A 17797-nucleotide genomic window follows, 5' to 3' on the forward strand; every position below is an offset into this window, starting at 1 on the left:
GGGTCCACGGCAGCGCGTTCGGATAGGTGCTTTCGCCGTATTCGCCGGCGTCCACGCTGGTCGGGAATGCGACGTCCGGCACCACGCCCTTGTTCTGCGTGCTGCTGCCGTCCGGGCGGAAGAACTGGGCGATGGTCAGCTTGAGCTCGCCGTAGTGCGCGTCTTCCTTGGACGGCCAGCGGTCCAGGTCGAGCATGGTCTGCACCGTGCCTTTGCCGAACGTGGTCTCGCCGATGATCAGGCCGCGCCCGTAGTCCTGGATGGCGCCGGCCACGATCTCCGACGCCGAGGCCGAGCCGCGGTTGACCAGCACCGCCAGCGGGCCATCCCAGGCCACGCCGCTGTCCTGGTCGTGGTTCACCGTCACCTTGCCGCCGGACTCGCGCACCTGCACCACCGGGCCCTTGTCGATGAACAGTCCGGTCAGTTCGACCGCCTCGGCCAGCGAGCCGCCGCCGTTGCCGCGCAGGTCGAGCACCACGCCGTCCACCTTCGCGCTGCGGAAGTCGGCGAGCATCCGGGTGATGTCGCGGGTGGCCGAGGCGTAATTGGGGTCGCCGCGCCGGCGCGCCTCGAAGTCCTGATAGAAGCCGGGCAGGCGGATCACGCCGATTTTCCGCGCCGGACCGTCGCTGCTGGCGGGGACGACGATGGTTTCGGCGCGGGCGCGGGCATCCTCGATCCTCACCTTGGCGCGGGTCAGCACCAGCTGCTGCGGCCGGCTGTCGAGCGGTGCCTCGGCCGGCACCACGTCGAGCCGGACCTGGGTGCCGGCCTTGCCGCGAATCAGCTGCACCACGTCGTCCGTGCGCCAGCCGATCACGTCCTGCATTTCGCCGGACGGGCCCTGCGCGACGCCGACGATGCGGTCGCCGCTCTTGAGCCGGCCGCTGCGATCCGCCGGCCCGCCGGGCACCACTTCGCGCACCACGGTCACATCGTCCTGGCGGAACAGCACCGCGCCGATGCCCTCCAGGGAATTGGACATGGAGATGGCGAAGTTCGCCGCGCTGCGCGGATTCATGTATTCGGTGTGCGGATCGATGGTTTCCGCGTAGGCGTTCATGAAGCTCTGGAAAACGTCGTCGCCCGTGAGCTCGTCGACGCTTTCCTGCATGCTGGCGTAGCGCCGGTCGAGGGTCTTGCGGATGTCCTCGGGCTTCTTGCCGGCCAGCTTGAGCCGCAGCCAGTCGTTCATCACCGATTGCCGCCACAGCGCGTCGAGCGCGGCGGAGTCCGCCCAGGGGGCGTCCTTGCGATCGTAGTAGTAGCGCGTATCGCCGGTGAAATCGAATTCGCCCTTGATCAGGCCGCGGGCGTAGGCCGTGCGCTGCCGCACCCGGTCGCGATAGACGGTGAAGATCGCCCAGGCCGGCGCGACCTGCCCGCTGCGGATCGCGCTACCCAAGGTGCTGGAATAAGGCCGGAATCCGGCCACGTCCTGCGCGGTGAGGAAGAATTTGTTCGGATCCAGCGACTTCAGGTATTCGTCGAGGATCTGCTGCGACAGCGCCGCATCGAGCGTCCGCGGGCGATAGGCATAGCGGCTGTCCGACAGCAGCCCGTAAACCATGCGCGAGGTGGTCATCTGCGCCGTGGTCGGCCCGCTGCCGATGCCGGGATTCTGGTCGGCCGCGAGGCCCGCCGTCGAAAGCGTCAACGGCAGGACCAGCGCCAGCCCGGTGAGCAGGGCGCGCATGCGGCGGGAAAGGAACTGGATCATCGTGTCTCCGCGACGCGCTGCGCCGCTGCAAGGTGTTCTTGTTGGAATGCGGGGTGGATGGCCTGCCGGGCGCCTGCCTTGTTGTGGAAACCTGCGCCCATCGCCTGCGTCCACTTTATCCGGCTTGCGCAGGCAATTGTGAATGCATGCCTCACGGAAATGGTCGGTGCGATGGCACGCACCTAGGCGGTCGCCGATTCCGCCGCCAGCGCGTCCCGGAGCGCGTCGGGCAGCTCCGGCCGGGACTGCAGCGCGAGCCCGAACTGGCGCCCAAGCTGGCGGGCGAGCACCGGCTTGACGGCGTCCAGCGACGACGGGCCGCCGAGGCCGTTCAGTGCGACCACCTGCAGTCCGGCGTAGCCGCAGGGGTTGATGCGCGCGAACGGCGGCAGGCTTTCGCCATTGATGTTGAAGGCAAGGCCGTGAAAGGCGCGGCCGTGGCGCACCCGGATGCCCAGGGCGGCGATCTTGGCATCGTTGACGTACACGCCCGGCGCGCCGGCGCGCCGGGTGCCGCCGATGTTCCATTCGTCCAGGGTGTCGATGACGGCCTGTTCGATCCGGCAAACGAACTCGCGCACGCCGATCTTCAGCCGCTTCAGGTCGAGCAGTGGGTAGGCCACGATCTGGCCGGGGCCGTGGTAGGTCACCTGTCCGCCACGATCGACGTGGACCACCGGGATCTCGCCCGCCATCAGCACATGCTCGGGCTTGCCGGCCTGGCCGAGGGTGAACACCGGCTCGTGTTCGACCAGCCAGAGTTCGTCGGGCGCGGCCTCGTCGCGGGCGTCGGTGAAGGCCTGCATCGCGCGCCAGACCGGGACGTAGGGCTGCCGGCCGAGGTCGCGCTGGATTGCGGTCAGGAGTGCGGCGGCGCCTACAGGGTCCACTTCACTTCCGGGTGGTCGCGCAGCGCCTGATGGGCGCGCTCGTAGTCGTCGCGCGAGGCGGCGCGGAAGGAAATCCGCACCGACACGAACTTGCCGTTGGCCGAATGCCGCCAATTCACGGTCTCATGCAGGACGTCGATCCCGGCGGCCTGCAGGTGGCGCGGCAACTCGGATTCCAGATGCTTGTCGGCGCTGCCCATGGCCGCCAGTTCGAACGTGCCTGGATACTGGAAACCGTGCTCGGGATTGTCGGAATGGAGTGTGTTCATCGCTTGCAGATGGGGGCGGGTCGCGTCCGGCGCAAGCCGGTCAGTTTTCCCACCACATCAGCAGGTCGTGCCAGAGGCGCTTGAAGAAGCCGCCTTCCTCGACCGCATCCAGCGCCACCAGCGGCGCCTGCGCGATCACCTTGCCGTCCAGCGTCACCTTGACGGTGCCGAGTTTCTGGCCCTTGGCGATCGGTGCGGTCAGCGAACGCGGTAGCTCCATGCTGGCCTTCATCTGCGCATACCGGCCGCGCTGGGCGGTGACGAGCAGCGGCGTGGCAACGCCCACGCGAACGGCGTTGTTTTCGCCCTTCCACACCTTCGGCGTGGCCAGCGGCTTGTTGGCTTCATAGACCCGGTGGGTTTCGTAGAAGCGGAACCCCCAGTTGAGCAGGGCCAGCGAATCCACCGCGCGCTGGTTCTCGCTGGAATCGCCCATCACCACCGTGATCAGGCGCTGGTCGCCGCGCTTGGCCGAAGCCATCAGGCAATAGCCGGCGGCGCTGGTGTGTCCGGTCTTGATGCCGTCCACCGAGGGATCGCGCCACAGCAGCAGGTTGCGGTTGGGCTGGGTGATCGGGCCGACCGTGAATTCCTTGATCTTGTTGTAGGCGTAGGCGTCCGGGAAGTTGCGGATCAGCGCGCGCCCGAGCAGGGCCAGGTCGCGCGCGGTCGTCACGTGGCCCTCGGCGGTCAGGCCGTGCGGATTGACGAAGTGGGAACGGGTCATCCCGATCTGCTTAGCGTAGGCGTTCATCAGCTGGGCGAAGGCCTGCTCGCTGCCGGCGACGTGCTCGGCCAGCGCGATCGCGGCATCGTTGCCCGACTGCACCACCATGCCGATTTCCATCTGCTCCAGCGGCGCAGTCTTGTTGACTTCGAAACCGCTGTAGCTGCCGTCGGTGCCGGCGCCGCCTTCGCGCCAGGCGTGTTCGCTCATCCGCACCGGATCGTTGCGGTGGATCTTGCCGGCGGCGATCTCGGCGGCGATCACGTAGCTGGTCATCACCTTGGTGATGCTGGCCGGCTCGACGATGGCGTCGACGTTCTCGCCGGCGAGGATCTGTCCGGTCTCGTAGTCCATGACCAGCCACGCCTTGCTGGTCCTGGGCGCGGGCGCGTCGGGAACCGGCAGGCGGTCGCTGAGGGCCGCCGGCGCCGAAGCGGGCGGCGGGGTCTGGGCGAAACCGGCACCGGGGGCGAGTCCCGCCCCGAACGCCAGGCCGGCGCTGGCCAACACGATGAACGACAGCGAACGCAACCGCATTCGTGAATTCTCCTTCGGGGGATGCCGGGATCGGACCGGCAGGACGGACAAGGTTTCCAGTGGTTCCATTCTAAGGCAATGCTGATCAAGTCCATCCTGGTCTTGATCAGCAGTCGCACGTCCGGCACAGGTCCATGTGCCGCGGGCAACGCTGACTTTTTCAGCGTTGCCCTAAGACACGCGGCAGAGCGAGCGCTTGCGCGTCGGATCTGCAGGGGGGCCATCAAAGACGCGTGGCGACATCGCAACTGTCCGTTCGGGACGGTTCGACGACGCCTTCAGTCGACGACCCGCTGGGGTCGACCCAATCCCAGACCTTCGATCCGGGACGCAAGTTCCGGAGCGGTTTCGGGATCGACCGGCCCGACCCGCAGTCGCCACACCTGCCGCCCGCCGACGTCGGCGACCAGGATCCGGGCCTGGGTGACGGCGGCGCGCAGCAGCACCGAAAGTGCGTGCCTGGCGTTCTCCTCGCTGCTGAAGCTGGCGACCTGCAGGACGACGGCCTGCGGATCGGCTGCAGGCGCACCGGATTCGGACGGGGTTGCAGGCGCCGCCACGGTCGCGGGGGCGGCATTCGCGACGGGATTCGGTGCGGGTGGCGCTGCGGCGGCCGCAACGGACGGAGCCGGGGGCGGTGAGTGCAGGGACGCGGGCGACGCCTGCGGTCGCCCCGTAGCGACACGGATGCCGCGGGACTGCATCCACGCGTCGAACTCGGCGGCCGTCAGGTTGCGGCCATCCTGCTGCATGTAGAAGCGGTTTCCGGTCGCTGGTGCGGTTGCCGCAACCTGCAGCGCCGCCGGCTGGGCCATCGCGGGCCGTGCGGCTGGCTCGGGCTGCCGTGGCGCTGGGTTCGCCGCCGCGGCGGGCAGTCCGGAAACCAGACGATCCATTGCCGTCGGTGCCGGTTGGGCGGGAGGTTGCCGTGCGGACGCATTCGCGACCATGTCCTCGGGCGTCAGCGCTTCCACCCGCACCCGCGCCGTGCCGCGGTCGCGATAGCCAAGCTTGACCGCCGCCGCATAGCTCAGGTCGATGATCCGGTTGGAATGGAACGGCCCCCGATCGTTGACCCGCACGATGATCGAACGGCCGTTGGCCAGGTTGGTGACCCGCGCGAAGCTGGGCAGGGGCAGGGTGCGGTGTGCGGCGGTGAAGGCGTACATGTCGTACACCTCCGAGCTGGACGTCCGGCGGCCGTGGAACTTGTTGCCGTAGTACGAGGCGTTGCCTTCCTCGACATAGCCCTCGGCGTCGTCCATCACGCGATAGCGCCGGCCAAGCACGACATAGTCGCGGTTGCCGGTGCGCGCGCGCGGTTCCTCGCGCACTTCGGGCTCGGGGATCGCATCGACGTCGGGAATCTCGTCGGGCACCGAATCCGCCTCGCCGGGGCGGAACAGTCCGCCGGCGACGTAATCCCCGCGCTTGCCCGGATCTTCCTGCGCCGGGGCATAGGGAGACACCCGCGGCGGCGTTGCACTGCCGGTGGCGGCGTGTTCAGCCGGCGCGGGCGGTGGCGCCGAGGCTGCTCGGTTGCCGGTTCCGGTCGTGGCGCAGGCCGCCAGCAGCAGCGGCAGCGTGACCGGCAGCAGCCGGCGGGTACTCACCCGGCGTCTCCACGTCCGGCGATCAGTTCGGACAGCTGGTAGACCGCGGTCGCGTAGTGCCGCGAGATGTTGTAGGCGGTGATCGCCTTGAAATCGTTGAAGACGATCCAGTATTCGGGCCCGGCGGCACCGTCGAGCGTGATCAGGGTCAGCGGCGTGTTCGCCGCCACCGGCACGGGCGATGCCGGCCGGTAATCGAGCGCGGCCAGCGAAGCCAGCGTCTGGTCCAGGGTGACGGCGTTGCCCGGGTTGACGAAATCCTGCGCGGCGGGGCCGCGAACGGCGCGAACCATCACCGATCCGCCGCGTTGCCACTGCCCCTTCTGCGCGAAATAGTTGGCGACCGAGGCGATCACGTCGTCGAGATCGTTGAACAGGTCGCGACGACCGTCGCCGTCGCCGTCGACCGCGTATTGGCGATAGCTCGACGGCATGAACTGACCCCAGCCCATCGCCCCGGCGTAGCTGCCCTTCAGGGTGGTGATGTCCAGGTGCTCTTCCTTGCCCAGCGCGAACAGCTGCGCCAGTTCGTCGCGAAAGAACGCCTCGCGCTTGTCTTCATAGGCCACCCGCGCCGGATCGCCGCTGCGGGGATAGGCGAAGGCCAGCGTGTACAGCGCATCGACCACCGGATAGCTGCCCTTGTTGGCGCCATAGCCGGTTTCCACCCCGAGGATGGCGGTGATGATCTCGGCGGGGACGCCGTACTGGCGTTCGGCGCGCTGCAGCGACGGCCGATTCGCCGCCAGGAAGGCGCGGCCGCTGTCGATCCGCGACTGCTGGATGAAGATCGGCCGGTAATCGCGCCACGGCTTGGCTTCGGCGGGCCGCGACATCGCCTTGACGATGGAATCGCGGATCTGCGCGCGCGCCAGCACCGCTTCGATCTCGGACGCGGGGATGCCGAAGCGCTGCGCTGTGGTCCGCACGAATTCGGCGCGGGCGGCGTCCAGGCCGCGGATAGGCGGTGCCTGGGGCGGTGCGGTCGGCGGGGGTGATGCGTCGGGCGGTGTTTGTACCGGCGACGGCATGGCTGCCGTGGCGGGCTTGGGGGAAGGCGCCGCACACGCGACCAGCGCGAGCACGATGCCACAGGGCAGGGCGCGGCGAATCATCGGCGCGAAGGGTAGCACGTGAAGATCGAATTCACGGCGGCGCGCATTCAGTTTTCTGCGCGCAACACCGATCAGCCGCGCCGTCCCGGTCGCTGGGGTTTGAGCGCCATCACCACCCCGAAACCGAGCAGCAGGGTGACGGCCGAGGTGCCGCCGTAGCTGAGCAGCGGCATCGGCACGCCCACCACCGGCAGCAGGCCGGAGATCATCCCGCCATTGACCACCACGTAGGCGAACAGCGACAGGCCGACCGTGCCGGCGACCAGGCGGGAATAGGCGTCGCGGGCATCGGTGGCGATCCACAGGCAGCGCGCGATCACGAACAGGTAAAGCGCCAGCACCAGCGCCACGCCGAGCCAGCCGAAATCCTCCGCCAACACCGAGAACGCGAAATCGGTGGTGTGCTCGGGCAGGTAGTTCAGGTGCGACTGGGTGCCCTGTCCCCAGCCCTTGCCGGTCATGCCGCCGCCGCCGATCGCGATCTGCGACTGCAGGATGTTCCAGCCGGCTCCCATCGGATCGTTCTCGGGATTGCGGAAGGTCAGGATGCGGTTGACCTGGTAGGGACGCAGGAACGAGAACCATTCGATCGGCGCGAACATCGCCAGCGCGAAGCCGCCGCCGCCCGTCACGGCGGCCGCGCCCCACCACCACCACGAAGTGCCGGCCAGGAACAGCACGAACACGCCGGTGGCCAGGACCAGCACCGCCGTGCCCAGGTCGTGTTGCAGCAGGGTCAATCCGACCGGCACCGCGATGATCGCCAGCGCCTTGAGCAACACCGTGAAACGCGGCGGCAGGGCATGGCGATCGAACTGCCAGGCCAGCATCATCGGCAGGCTGAGTTTGCACAGCTCGGCCGGCTGCACGTTGAAGAATCCGAGCTTGATCCAGTGGTTGCCGTACTTGCCGCCGCCGATGAACAGCACCAGCACCATCGGGATGAGCGAGAGCAGGAACAGCGCTGGAGTGAACTGTTTGAGCAGGCGTGCCGGCGTCCGCGAAGCCAGCCAGAGCGCCGTCATCCCGACGCAGAAGAAGGCACCCTGCATCGCCACCCCGCGCACCGATTCGCCGCCGGCGCTGTACTGGGTGGCCAGGCCGACCCCCATCAGCGCCAGCAGTCCCGCCAGCAGCGGCAAGTCGAAGCTGCGCGTGAAGCGCTCGAGCAGATCGCGCAGGAAGTACAGCAGGAACCTCATGGCTTGCCTGCCTGCGCCGCTTCGCGCTGGGCATCGGCGCTGCCGGTGACGTTGGTGGAATCCGGCCGCGGCGCCGCGTTTGCCGCATCCGTCGCGGTCGCCGGCTGCGGCGGGGCGGCCGATGCGACGTTCGCGCCCACCAGCCAGGCGTCGGCCACCTTGCGCGCGATCGGCGCCGCGGTGGACGCGCCGTAGCCGCCGCCTTCGATCGCGACGGCAATGGCAATGCGCGGCGCATCGGCGGGCGCGAAGGCGATGAACAACGCCCGATGGCGCAGGTGCATGGGCAGGCTGCGCGGATTGATCGCGGCGGCTCCGCGACGGCTGACCACCTGGGCGGTGCCGGTCTTGCCGGCCATCAGATAGGTCAGGCCGGGGCGGATATTGGTGGCGGTGCCGTAGCCGTGGATCGTTTCGATCATGCCCTCGCGCACCGCCTGCAGGTGCGCCTCGCTGTCGCTCATGCGCACGGGCGGGGGCAGCGCCAGCGGCGTCCATGGCGCATCGAAGCGGATCCGTGTGTCCTGCACGACGTGGGGCGTGCGCAGCCAGCCGGTCGCCAGTCCGCCGGTGGCCTTGGCCAGCTGCAGCGGCGTGACGTTCCAGAAACCCTGTCCGATGCCGGTGATGACCGTATCGCCGGCATACCACTTGCCCTGTCGGGGGGCGTGGGCGGCCTTCCACGCCGGCGACGGCAGGATGCCGCCGATCTCGCCGGCCAGATCGATCCCGGTGGGCCGGCCGAAGCCGTAGTGGCCCATGTATTCGTCGACCCGGTCGATGCCCATGTCCAGGGCCAGCTTGTAGTAGTAGGTATTGACCGACTGCGCGATCGACTTGCGCAGGTCGGTCCAGCCGTGGCCGCCGCGATGGGAGTCGCCGTAGCCGCGCGACTGCCCGGGGAGGTAGAACATGCCGGTGGACAGGATCCTGTCTTCCGGCTTGCGCAAACCGCTGTCGAGCCCGGCCAGCCCGAGGAAAGGCTTGACCGTGGAGCCGGGCGCCACGCCGCCCAGCACGACGCGATTGAACTGCGGCCTTGAAGGGTTCTCGTTCAGCGCCTTGAACGCGGCATGGCTGATGCCGTTGACGAACAGATTGGGGTCGAAGCTGGGCAGGCTGACCATGGCCAGGACTTCGCCGGTCCTGGGATCCAGCGCCACCGCCGAGCCCTCGAGATCCCCGAAGGCGTCGGTCATCGCCCGCTGCAGGTTGACGTCGATCGACAGCTTCAGGTCGGTGCCCGCCGTGGCCGGTACCGTATCCAGCGTGCGCACCGTGCGTCCGGCGACGTTGGTTTCCATCCGCCGATAGCCGGGCCGGCCGCGCAGCTGGGCCTCGTAATAGCGCTCGATCCCGGTCTTGCCGACGTGGGTATAGACCCCGGCGACATCGCCCATCTCGGCCTGATCGCGCTCGTCGACCCGTCCGACGTAGCCGACCACGTGCGCCAGCAGCGCGCCGTAGGGATAGACCCGTTCGAGGTAGGGCACGAGTTCGACCCCGGGCAGGCGCCAGCGGTCGACCACGAAGCGCGCCGCTTCCTCTTCGCTGATGCGCAGCTTGATGGTTACCGGGCGGAACGGACGGCTGCTGCGGTAGTCGCGCAGGAACCGCTGCTGCTGCTCGGGATCGAGTTCGACGATGCCGCGCAGATGGGCCAGCAGCGCCGCGCCGTCGCCGGCGCGTTCGGGGGTGGCTTCCAGCCGCCATGCGGCGACGTTGTCGGCGAGGATCCTGCCGTTGCGGTCGTAGATCAGGCCGCGCGCCGGTGCCACCGGGACCAGCCGCACGCGGTTGGCCTCGGAGCGGGCGGCGTAGGCGTCGTGCTGCACCACCTGCAGGCGGAAATACCAGCCGCCCAGCGCCAGCAGACCGAGCGCGGCAACCAGAAAGCCCACCAGCGCGCGGCTGCGGAACAGCCCCGCCTCGGCGGCCTGGTCGCGGAGCGGGCGGGCGCCGCCGTGCATGGCTCAGGCCTTCCGCCGCGCGCGCGCCAGATCCAGCGCCAGGCACAGCGGCGGCCACAGCGCCAGGCCGACCAGCGGCTCGAGCCACACGCCCCAAGGCCGGGCCGGCATTCCCGCCACCGTCTGAATCGCGGAAACGATGACCTGGTCGTTGAGCAGCAGAACGCCGATCGCCAGCGACTGCTGCGACATCGGGAAGAAGCGCAGGCGGGCGCGGAAGCGTTCGATGATGAAGGCCAGCACCACCAGCCGCAGCGCCTGCTCGCCGAGCAGGCTGCCGTAGGCAAGATCGCCCGCCAGGCCGAAGGCGAAGGCCACGCCCGGCCCGATCCGCTCCGGCAGTTCCAGCAGCCAGTACGCCAGCACCAGCGCCGGCCAGTAGGGCCGCACCGGCTGCAGCCATTCGGGCAGCGGCAGCAGTTCCAGCAAAACGGCCAGCAGCAGGCTGACCGGCAGGACCCAGTTGTTGCGGGCCCGGGTCACGGCGACGGCTCCGGCGTCGCGGTGGTGGCGGTTGCCGGGGGCTGCTCGGCCAGTACCTGCGGCGGCCGGTAGCCGCGCAGCAGCAGCACGTCGCGACCGCGATCGAACTGGGCGGCGGGGATCACGTCCGCTTCGAGGAAGGCCCGCGCATCGCCGGCGTGCAGTGCGCCGACGCGGCCCACGGTCAGGCCCGGCGGGAAGCGCCCGCCCAGTCCCGAGGTCAGCAGTTCGTCGCCCACCCGCACGTCGGCCGACTGCGGGATGTCGCCCAGCTTCAGCAGATGGCTGTCGCCGGTGCCGTAGACGACCAGCCGCACTCCGCTGCGTGCCACCAGCACCGGCACCGCGTGGTCGGAATCGGCCAGCAGCAGCACGGTGGCGGTCCCGGGCGTGGTCGAGATGACCTGTCCCATCAACCCGCCGGCGTCGATCACGGTCTGACCCGTATGCACACCGGCCCGGCTGCCGGCATCCAGCAGCAGCCGCTGCCGCGAGGCATCCTGGTCGATGTCGATCACGCCGGCCAGCTGGACGTCGAGATGGTGGCGCGCGGCGGTGTCCAGCAGCCCGCGCAGACGGTCGTTCTCGGCGGCCGCGGTGCGCAGGCGGGCGTTGCGCGCGGCGGCCAGCAGCAGTTCCCGGCGCAAGCGCGCGTTGTCCTCGGTCAGCTGGCCGAGGGTGGCCGCGTTGTCGCTGAGGGCATTGCCGATCCGTGCCGGCATCCCCGCCAACCACCATAGCGGCTGCACCAGCGTTTCGGCCTGCGTGCGCACCGCGTGCAGCCAGCCGCCGCGATGGTCGAACACCATCAGCGCGGTGGCCAGGATGAGGAAAGCCAGCAGCCGCAGGACGCCGGCGGCATCGCCGGGGCGGGCTGCGGAAGAGCTGGCGGGGCTGGGCACGTCAGGGAGTCAGCGGGATGGAGGGCGGGAACAGCGGGATCGTTGCGACCTTACAACGCGGTTGGCGCCGTCGCGAGCGCGTGCCGCCCGGAGATCGGCGCATTCCGCCGACCGACGCGCGCAGGCGGCTCACTCCGGCGTGAAGAACTCGTTGCCGTGCATGTCCACCAGTTCCAGCGCCCGGCCGCCGCCGCGCGCCACGCAGGTCAGCGGGTCGTCGGCGACCTGCACGTGCAGGCCGGTTTCCACGCTGATCAGACGATCCAGGTCGCGCAGCAGCGCGCCACCGCCGGTCAGCACGATGCCGCGTTCGGCCACGTCCGCGCACAGCTCGGGCGGGGTTTGCTCCAGCGCCAGGCGGATCGCCGAAATGATCCCGGCCAGCGGCTCGCGCAGCGCCTCGAGCACTTCGTTGGAATTGATGGTGATGATCTTGGGCACGCCCTCGGCGAGGTGGCGGCCGGAGATTTCCACCTCGCGCACGGAGTCCTGCTGGTAGGCGTTGCCCAGTTCGAACTTGACCCGCTCGGCGGTGGCGTCGCCGATCAACATGCCGTGATGGCGGCGGACGTAGGCGATGATGGCCTCGTCGAAACGGTCGCCGCCGATGCGCACCGACTGCGAATAGACAATGCCGTTGAGCGCGATCACCGCCACCTCGGTGGTGCCGCCGCCGATGTCCACCACCATCGAACCGCGCGGCTCGGTGACCGGCATGCCGGCGCCGATCGCCGCCGCCATCGGCTCCTCGATCAGATAGACCTCGCGCGCGCCGGCCTCCTCGGCCGATTCCTTGATCGCGCGTCGCTCGACCTGGGTGCTGCCCGCCGGCACGCACACCAGCACCCGCGGGCTGGGCCGCAGGAAGCGGCTCTTGTGCACCTTGCGGATGAAGTACTTGAGCATCTCCTCGGTATAGCTGAAGTCGGCGATCACGCCGTCCTTCATCGGCCGCACCGTGGTCATGTGCCCGGGGGTGCGGCCCAGCATCTGCTTGGCTTCGCTGCCCACCGCCGCCACCGAACGTGCGCCGCCGCCGCGGTCCTGGCGCACCGCCACGACCGAAGGTTCGTTGAGGACGATGCCCTGCCCGCGGACGTAGATCAGGGTGTTGGCGGTACCGAGGTCGATCGACAGATCGCTGGAAAAATAGCCCCGAAGGAACTTGAACATGGACGCTTGCGCCGGAAGGTGGGGGAAGGCGCGCCGGGGCGCGGGCAGGGCGAAACGAGGACCGTTCGCCGCATTGCCAAATGACCGGCTAGAGTAGCAACCGCGCAGGTTGCCGGCAAGGATCGTTCTGCGCCCGCCGCGATCAGAACCCGTAGCGCAGGAAGCCGCCGTCCACGGCGATGCACTCTCCGGTGATGTAGCCGGCGGCGGGCAGGCACAGGAAGGCCACCGTGGCAGCGACTTCCTCGGGCTCGCCGATGCGGCCCAGCGGGGTGCGCAGCAGGACCTCGTCGAGGTAATCCGGGTCGGCAAGCTTGCCGCTGGTGCGGCGGGTGCGGATGTACCACGGCGCCACCGCGTTCACGCGGATGCCGTCCTCGGCCCATTCGACGGCGAGGTTGCGGGTCATCTGGTGCAGCGCGGCCTTGCTCATCCCGTAGGGCGCGCCGGTGCGGACGTGGGTCAGCCCGGAGACGCTGCCGACGTTGACGATGCTGGAGGCGGCGTGGCGCTCCAGCAGTGGATGGGCGAGGCGGCACAGTTCGAAGGCGGAAAACACGTTGGTTTCGAAGATCTCGCGCCACTGGTCCTCGCCGTAGTCCAGCGCCGGACGGGTGAGGTTGCCGCCGGCGTTGTTGACGAGGATGTGCAGTCCGCCCTGGTCGCGCGCCCAGTCGATGATTTCGGCGCGCTGGTCCTCGTCGGTGACATCGGCCGGCAGCGCCAGCACCGCGTCCTCGGGGCCGGGGAAGGCGTCCTCCAGTTCGGCGCGGGCGGCTTCGAGCTGTTCGGCATCCCGCGCGACCATCAATACCTGCGCGCCGAAGCCGAGCAACTCGCGGCAGATGGCAAAACCGATCCCGGCGCTGGCGCCGGTCACCAGCGCGCGTTGGCCGTCGAGGCTCCAGCGGGGGGATGGCATGGCGTGCTCCTTTCGCGGCGTTGGACGTAGGATAGGACACCCACCGTCACCGGGAGCGAACATGCGCCTCTTGCTGCTGACCGCGTCGATCTGCCTGCTGTCGACGGCCTGTTCGCCGTCGCCAACCCCCGACGAAGGGCGCCGCCCCGATCCGCAATCCACGACGGCGCAAACCGAAGCCGCGCCGCCTGGCGGATCGCCGATCACCGCCACCGCCAATTCCTACAAGGATGCGGCGCGCAATGCGGTCGAACAGACCCAGGACGCGGCGGCGCGGGAGCAGTCGCAGATCGATCGGGCGGAACAGTAGGCCGTCTCAGGGACTGCAGAAGCAGTAGGCCAGCGCGGTGATCCGCGGCTGGCCGCGCTGCGCCAGCGCGTTCTGCACGAAGCGCAGCGGAGCCGACGCCTGCGCGCGCTCGGCCAGCAGCGGTGCCAGCGGGCCGGCATCGGCCAGCAGGCGGGCGCCGATCCGGCTTTCCAGCACGGTGTCCAGCCACGGCGGCAGCGCGCTGCCGCCGGTCTCGATCCAGCGCGTTTGCCAGGCGTCCGGCTTGCCCAGCCTGGCCCGCGCGGCGGCGTCGTTCACGGCGTCCTGCAGGCCGCCGAAGGCATCGACCAGCCCGCGTTCCTTGGCCTGCGCGCCGGTCCAGACGCGGCCGCGCGCCACCGCGTCGATCTGCTGGACGCTGCGTCCGCGCGCCTTGGCCACGCGTCCGGTGAAGTCGCGGTAGCCCTTGTCGATCACCGCCTGGATGGTGCTGGCCGTGCCCGGATCCAGCGGGCGGGTGATGTCGAGGGCGCCGGCGTAGGGCCCAGTGGACACGCCGTCGGTATGCACGCCGATGCGGTCGAGCGCGCGGTCGATGCTCGGGAACACGCCGAAGATGCCGATCGAGCCGGTGATCGTCGAAGGATCGGCGTAGATGCGGTCGGCGTTCATGCTGATCCAATAGCCGCCGGAAGCGGCCACGTCGCCCATCGACACCACCACCGGCTTGCCGGCGGCCTTCAGCGCCGCCACCGCGCGGCGGATGCGCTCGGAGGCGAACACCTCGCCGCCGGGCGAGTTGACCCGCAGCACCACCGCCTTGACGCCATCGTCCTCGCGCGCCTGGTCGAGCAGGTCCGAGGTCGAGTCGCCGCCGACCTGTCCCGGCGGCAGCTTGCCCGCGGCGATCTCGCCTTCCGCCACCACCACCGCGACCGCAGGGCGGGAATCGGGCCTGGCGTCGGCGATGCCGAATCGCGCCACGTAGTCGTCCAGTTCGGTATTGCGATAGCCGCGTTCGACCTTGTCGTCGGCCGTGCCGCGTTCGGCAAGCAGCGCGTCGAAGTCTTCGCGGGTCTTCAGGCCGGTCACCAGCTTGTGGTCGAGAGCGAGCTGCGCAAGGTCGCCCTGCGCGGACGCCACTTCTTCCGGCAGGGTGTTGGCGAATTGCTGCAGCGCCTGCGGCGCCACGCCGCGCGCCTTGCCGATGTCGGCGAGCATCCGCTGCCAGATGTCGTTCATCCAGAACAGGTCGGCTTCCTTGGCTTCCGGCGAGGCGGCGTCGAGGATGAAGGGCTCGGCCGCGGACTTGTATTCGCCGACCTTGAACAGGCGTACGTCGACGCCGAGCTTGTCCTGCAGCGCGGTGCGGAAGTACTGCCGGTACGAGGCCAGACCGGTCAGCATCACGCCCGACTGCGACATCGGGTCGAGGTAGATCTCGTTGGCCTGCGCGGCCAGCAGGTACTGGCCCTGCGAGTAGCCGTCGCCGTAGGCCAGCACCTGCTTGCCGGAAGCGCGCACCGCGGCCAGCGCCGCGGCGACCTCGCGCAGCGTGGCAAAGCCGCTGGGCTGCAGATCGTCCAGATACAGCGCGACGCGGTTGATCTTCTTGTCGGTTCGCGCCGAATCCAGCGCCCGCAGCAGGTCGCGCAGGCGCACCTCGCGGCAGCGGTCGGAGTTGCCGTTGCGCGCCAGATAGCGGCTCAGCGGGCTGCAGGTGAACTGCTCGACGATCTGGCCCTGCGGCGCGATCACCAGGGTGGTGTCGGTCTCCAGCGGCGCGATCTCGCGGTCGCGAAGCAGCACGGCGAGCAGCAGGAGAAGGAGGAGCAGGAAAAGCAGGTTCAGCACCAGCCGGCGGGTGAAGTTGATCGCGTTCCAGAGGCCGATGACCAGGCTGGCGATGGGGCCGTGACGGCGGGGGACATTCATTGCGGATTTCCGGAAGCGACGACCGCGACGAGGCGGCCGGGAAGTGGAATTCTAGTGGACGCGAAGCGCGACCTCATGCGGCATCGGTCATGGTGGCATGCGGAGGAAGCCGGCAGGCGGCGCCGGATGCGGGCGTTGCCCTAAGGCATCGGAATCCTCAGGCTGGAACGCAGGAAGCGACGTGCGAGCAGCAGTGCCGCCATGGTCAGTCCGGCGGTCAGGCCCAGCCACATGCCCTGCGGCCCCCAGCCCAGCCCCAGCCCGAGGCCCGCGCCGACCGGCATCCCCACGCCCCAGTAGGCGAGCACCGCCAGCCACATCGGCACCCTGGTGTCCTTCAGGCCGCGCAGCGCGCCGGCGGAGATGACCTGGATGCCGTCGGGAAACTGGAACAGCGCCGCGTACAGCAGCAGCGCGCCGCCGAGCGCGATCACCGCCGGATCGGCGCTGTACAGGCTGGCCACCGCGCCGTGCCCGAACAGCAGCAGCATGGCCGAGCAGGTCTGGGTCACCAGCGCCAGCGCGAAACCGGCGAACGCCGCGCGCCGCAGGCCGTCGCGATCCCCGCGCCCGAACGCATGGCCCACCCGCACCGTGGTCGCCTCGGCGATCCCGAACGGCAGCATGAAACAGATCGAGGCGACGTTGAGCGCGACCTGATGGGCCGCCACCTGGACCTCGCCCAGACGCCCGATGAGTAGCGCCGTCACGGCAAACAGCCCGCCTTCCATGGTGATGGTGACGCCGATCGGCAGCCCGGTGCGCAGCAGGTCGCGCTGCACCGGCCAGCGCGGCCAATCCCAATGCGCGAACAGGCCGAGGTCGGCGAATCGCGTGCTGGTGCGCAGATACAGCGCGAAGCCCAGCACCTGCGTCCAGAACATCAGGCTGGTGGCGATCCCGATGCCCTCGGCGCCCAGCGCCGGAAGGCCGTGCACGCCGTTGGTCAGCAGGTAGGCCGCCGGCGCCAGCACGCACAGCCCGCCGAAGCCCAGCAGCATGGTCGGCAGCGACCAGTGCAGGCCGTCGCTGAGATAGCGCATCGACAGATACAGCGCGAACGCCGGCACGCCCCAGCGCACCGCTCGCAGGAAGGCGACCACCCCCGGCACGATCTCCGGCGCGATGCCCATCGGCTGCAGCAGCAGCGGTGCGAAGCTGAGCAGCGCGAACAGCGCGATTCCAAGCGCCAGCGCCAGCCACAGGCTCTGCCGGAACAGCGCGCCGATCTCGCCGCGGCGGTTGGCGCCGTCGAGCTGCGAGACCGACGGCGGCACCGCCATCAGGGTGCCCATCGGCATCAGCATCGGCAGCCAGAACAGCGCCGTGCCTACCGACACCGCCGCCAGCGTCGCGGTGCCGTGGTGGCCGGCGACCACGGCATCGACGAAGCCCACCAGCCCGCTCGACAGGTGCCCGGCCGCCAGCGGGGCGGCCAGACGCAGGCTGTGCCCCACTTCGCGGCGGAAGCGGGTGGTCGGAGAGATGGCGGACATGGCGGGCGACAGGCAGCGCTGGCATCGGCCCGCGCGGTCTGCCATTTTAGCCGGATGGTCGAACCTCCACCCGCCATCTCGGCACCCGCGCGTCCGCTGGTGCAGTGCGGCAACTGCGATACCGTGCTGCTCGGCCCCCACTGCCACGTCTGCGGCCAGCCTGTGGAGGGGTTGATCCGGCCATTGCGACAGGTCGTCGGCGACTTGCTCGACGACGTGTTCGATTTCGATCATCGCATCCTGCGTACCCTCGGACCGCTGTTGCTGCGCCCCGGATTTCTGACCTGCGAGTTCCTCGCCGGTCGCCGGATACGCTACGTCCCGCCGTTCCGGCTGCTGTTCTTCATCGCGCTGGTGACGTTCTTCACCGCGCGCATGACGACCTCGGCCTCAGTGAACGCGGGCGACCACGCGATCGAGCAGGCCACCACGGTGGCGGCGGTCGAGCAGGCGCGCGATGCGCGGCTGGCCGAACTGGAAGCCGCTCGCCGCGGCATGGTCGGGCAGCCTGCGGACGCCGGGCGGGTCTTGATCGCCTCCAGCGAACGTGAGGTGCGCGTCCGTGCGCA

The 17797-nt window shown here is 69.6% G+C and carries 15 protein-coding genes and 1 pseudogene; 2 read left to right on the forward strand and 14 right to left on the reverse strand.

The genetic code is table 11. The features are described from left to right. The 12 genes and pseudogenes from Q0X16_RS07305 to Q0X16_RS07360 form a co-directional block, all read right to left on the reverse strand. The coding region (locus Q0X16_RS07305; protein ID WP_345780282.1) for a S41 family peptidase at positions 1 to 1723 on the reverse strand (1723 nt) is incomplete at its 3' end. A gap of 182 nt (positions 1724 to 1905) precedes the next feature. Then, a complete protein-coding gene (gene lipB, locus Q0X16_RS07310) occupies positions 1906 to 2613 on the reverse strand; it encodes a lipoyl(octanoyl) transferase LipB (protein WP_297832663.1) in 708 nt (235 codons plus the stop codon). Continuing rightward, positions 2601 to 2882, reverse strand: coding sequence for a DUF493 family protein (locus Q0X16_RS07315; RefSeq protein WP_297832666.1), 282 nt, complete (start codon positions 2880 to 2882; stop codon positions 2601 to 2603). The genes lipB and Q0X16_RS07315 overlap by 13 nt, the downstream gene beginning before the upstream one ends. A gap of 40 nt (positions 2883 to 2922) precedes the next feature. Beyond that, the gene (locus Q0X16_RS07320; protein WP_297832670.1) at positions 2923 to 4146 is read right to left on the reverse strand and encodes a D-alanyl-D-alanine carboxypeptidase family protein; all 1224 of its coding nucleotides are present in this window, start codon (positions 4144 to 4146) and stop codon (positions 2923 to 2925) included. A gap of 278 nt (positions 4147 to 4424) precedes the next feature. Beyond that, positions 4425 to 5759, reverse strand: a complete 1335-nt coding sequence (locus Q0X16_RS07325) for a septal ring lytic transglycosylase RlpA family protein (RefSeq protein WP_297832673.1) — start codon at positions 5757 to 5759, stop codon at positions 4425 to 4427. Next, positions 5756 to 6874, reverse strand: a complete 1119-nt coding sequence (mltB, locus tag Q0X16_RS07330; protein ID WP_297832700.1) for a lytic murein transglycosylase B — start codon at positions 6872 to 6874, stop codon at positions 5756 to 5758. The genes Q0X16_RS07325 and mltB overlap by 4 nt, the downstream gene beginning before the upstream one ends. A gap of 71 nt (positions 6875 to 6945) precedes the next feature. Then, a complete protein-coding gene (gene rodA / locus Q0X16_RS07335; protein WP_297832677.1) occupies positions 6946 to 8076 on the reverse strand; it encodes a rod shape-determining protein RodA in 1131 nt (376 codons plus the stop codon). 134 nt (positions 8077 to 8210) lie between these two features. Continuing rightward, positions 8211 to 10046, reverse strand: a pseudogene (mrdA, locus tag Q0X16_RS07340) (penicillin-binding protein 2); the annotation flags it as partial. A 3-nt stretch (positions 10047 to 10049) separates the two neighbouring features. After that, positions 10050 to 10529: a rod shape-determining protein MreD gene (gene mreD, locus Q0X16_RS07345; protein ID WP_297832680.1), complete on the reverse strand. Its 480-nt coding sequence runs from the start codon at positions 10527 to 10529 to the stop codon at positions 10050 to 10052. Next, positions 10526 to 11431: a rod shape-determining protein MreC gene (mreC, locus tag Q0X16_RS07350; protein WP_345780283.1), complete on the reverse strand. Its 906-nt coding sequence runs from the start codon at positions 11429 to 11431 to the stop codon at positions 10526 to 10528. Before mreC ends, mreD begins: the two co-directional genes overlap by 4 nt. A 129-nt stretch (positions 11432 to 11560) precedes the next feature. Next, positions 11561 to 12604, reverse strand: coding sequence for a rod shape-determining protein (locus Q0X16_RS07355; RefSeq protein ID WP_297832683.1), 1044 nt, complete (start codon positions 12602 to 12604; stop codon positions 11561 to 11563). A gap of 142 nt (positions 12605 to 12746) precedes the next feature. Next, positions 12747 to 13526, reverse strand: coding sequence for an SDR family oxidoreductase (locus tag Q0X16_RS07360; protein ID WP_297832686.1), 780 nt, complete (start codon positions 13524 to 13526; stop codon positions 12747 to 12749). Between the two features lie 61 nt (positions 13527 to 13587). On the opposite strand from Q0X16_RS07360, the gene Q0X16_RS07365 reads away from it, so the two are divergent. After that, entirely contained in the window at positions 13588 to 13836 is a 249-nt protein-coding gene (locus Q0X16_RS07365; RefSeq protein ID WP_297832689.1) for a hypothetical protein, read from the forward strand. A gap of 6 nt (positions 13837 to 13842) precedes the next feature. On the opposite strand, the gene sppA is transcribed toward Q0X16_RS07365, so the two are convergent. After that, complete coding sequence (sppA, locus tag Q0X16_RS07370) at positions 13843 to 15732, reverse strand: signal peptide peptidase SppA (RefSeq protein ID WP_297832692.1); 1890 nt, start codon at positions 15730 to 15732, stop codon at positions 13843 to 13845. Positions 15733 to 15872: 140 nt separating this feature from the next. Beyond that, positions 15873 to 17228, reverse strand: a complete 1356-nt coding sequence (locus tag Q0X16_RS07375) for an MATE family efflux transporter (protein ID WP_297832695.1) — start codon at positions 17226 to 17228, stop codon at positions 15873 to 15875. 54 nt (positions 17229 to 17282) lie between these two features. Between Q0X16_RS07375 and Q0X16_RS07380 the strand changes: the two genes are divergently transcribed. Beyond that, the coding region (locus tag Q0X16_RS07380) for a DUF3667 domain-containing protein (protein WP_297832698.1) at positions 17283 to 17797 on the forward strand (515 nt) is incomplete at its 3' end.

Origin of the sequence: Thermomonas sp. (genome assembly GCF_025993755.1) — a bacterium.
Taxonomy (GTDB): Bacteria; Pseudomonadota; Gammaproteobacteria; order Xanthomonadales; family Xanthomonadaceae; genus Thermomonas.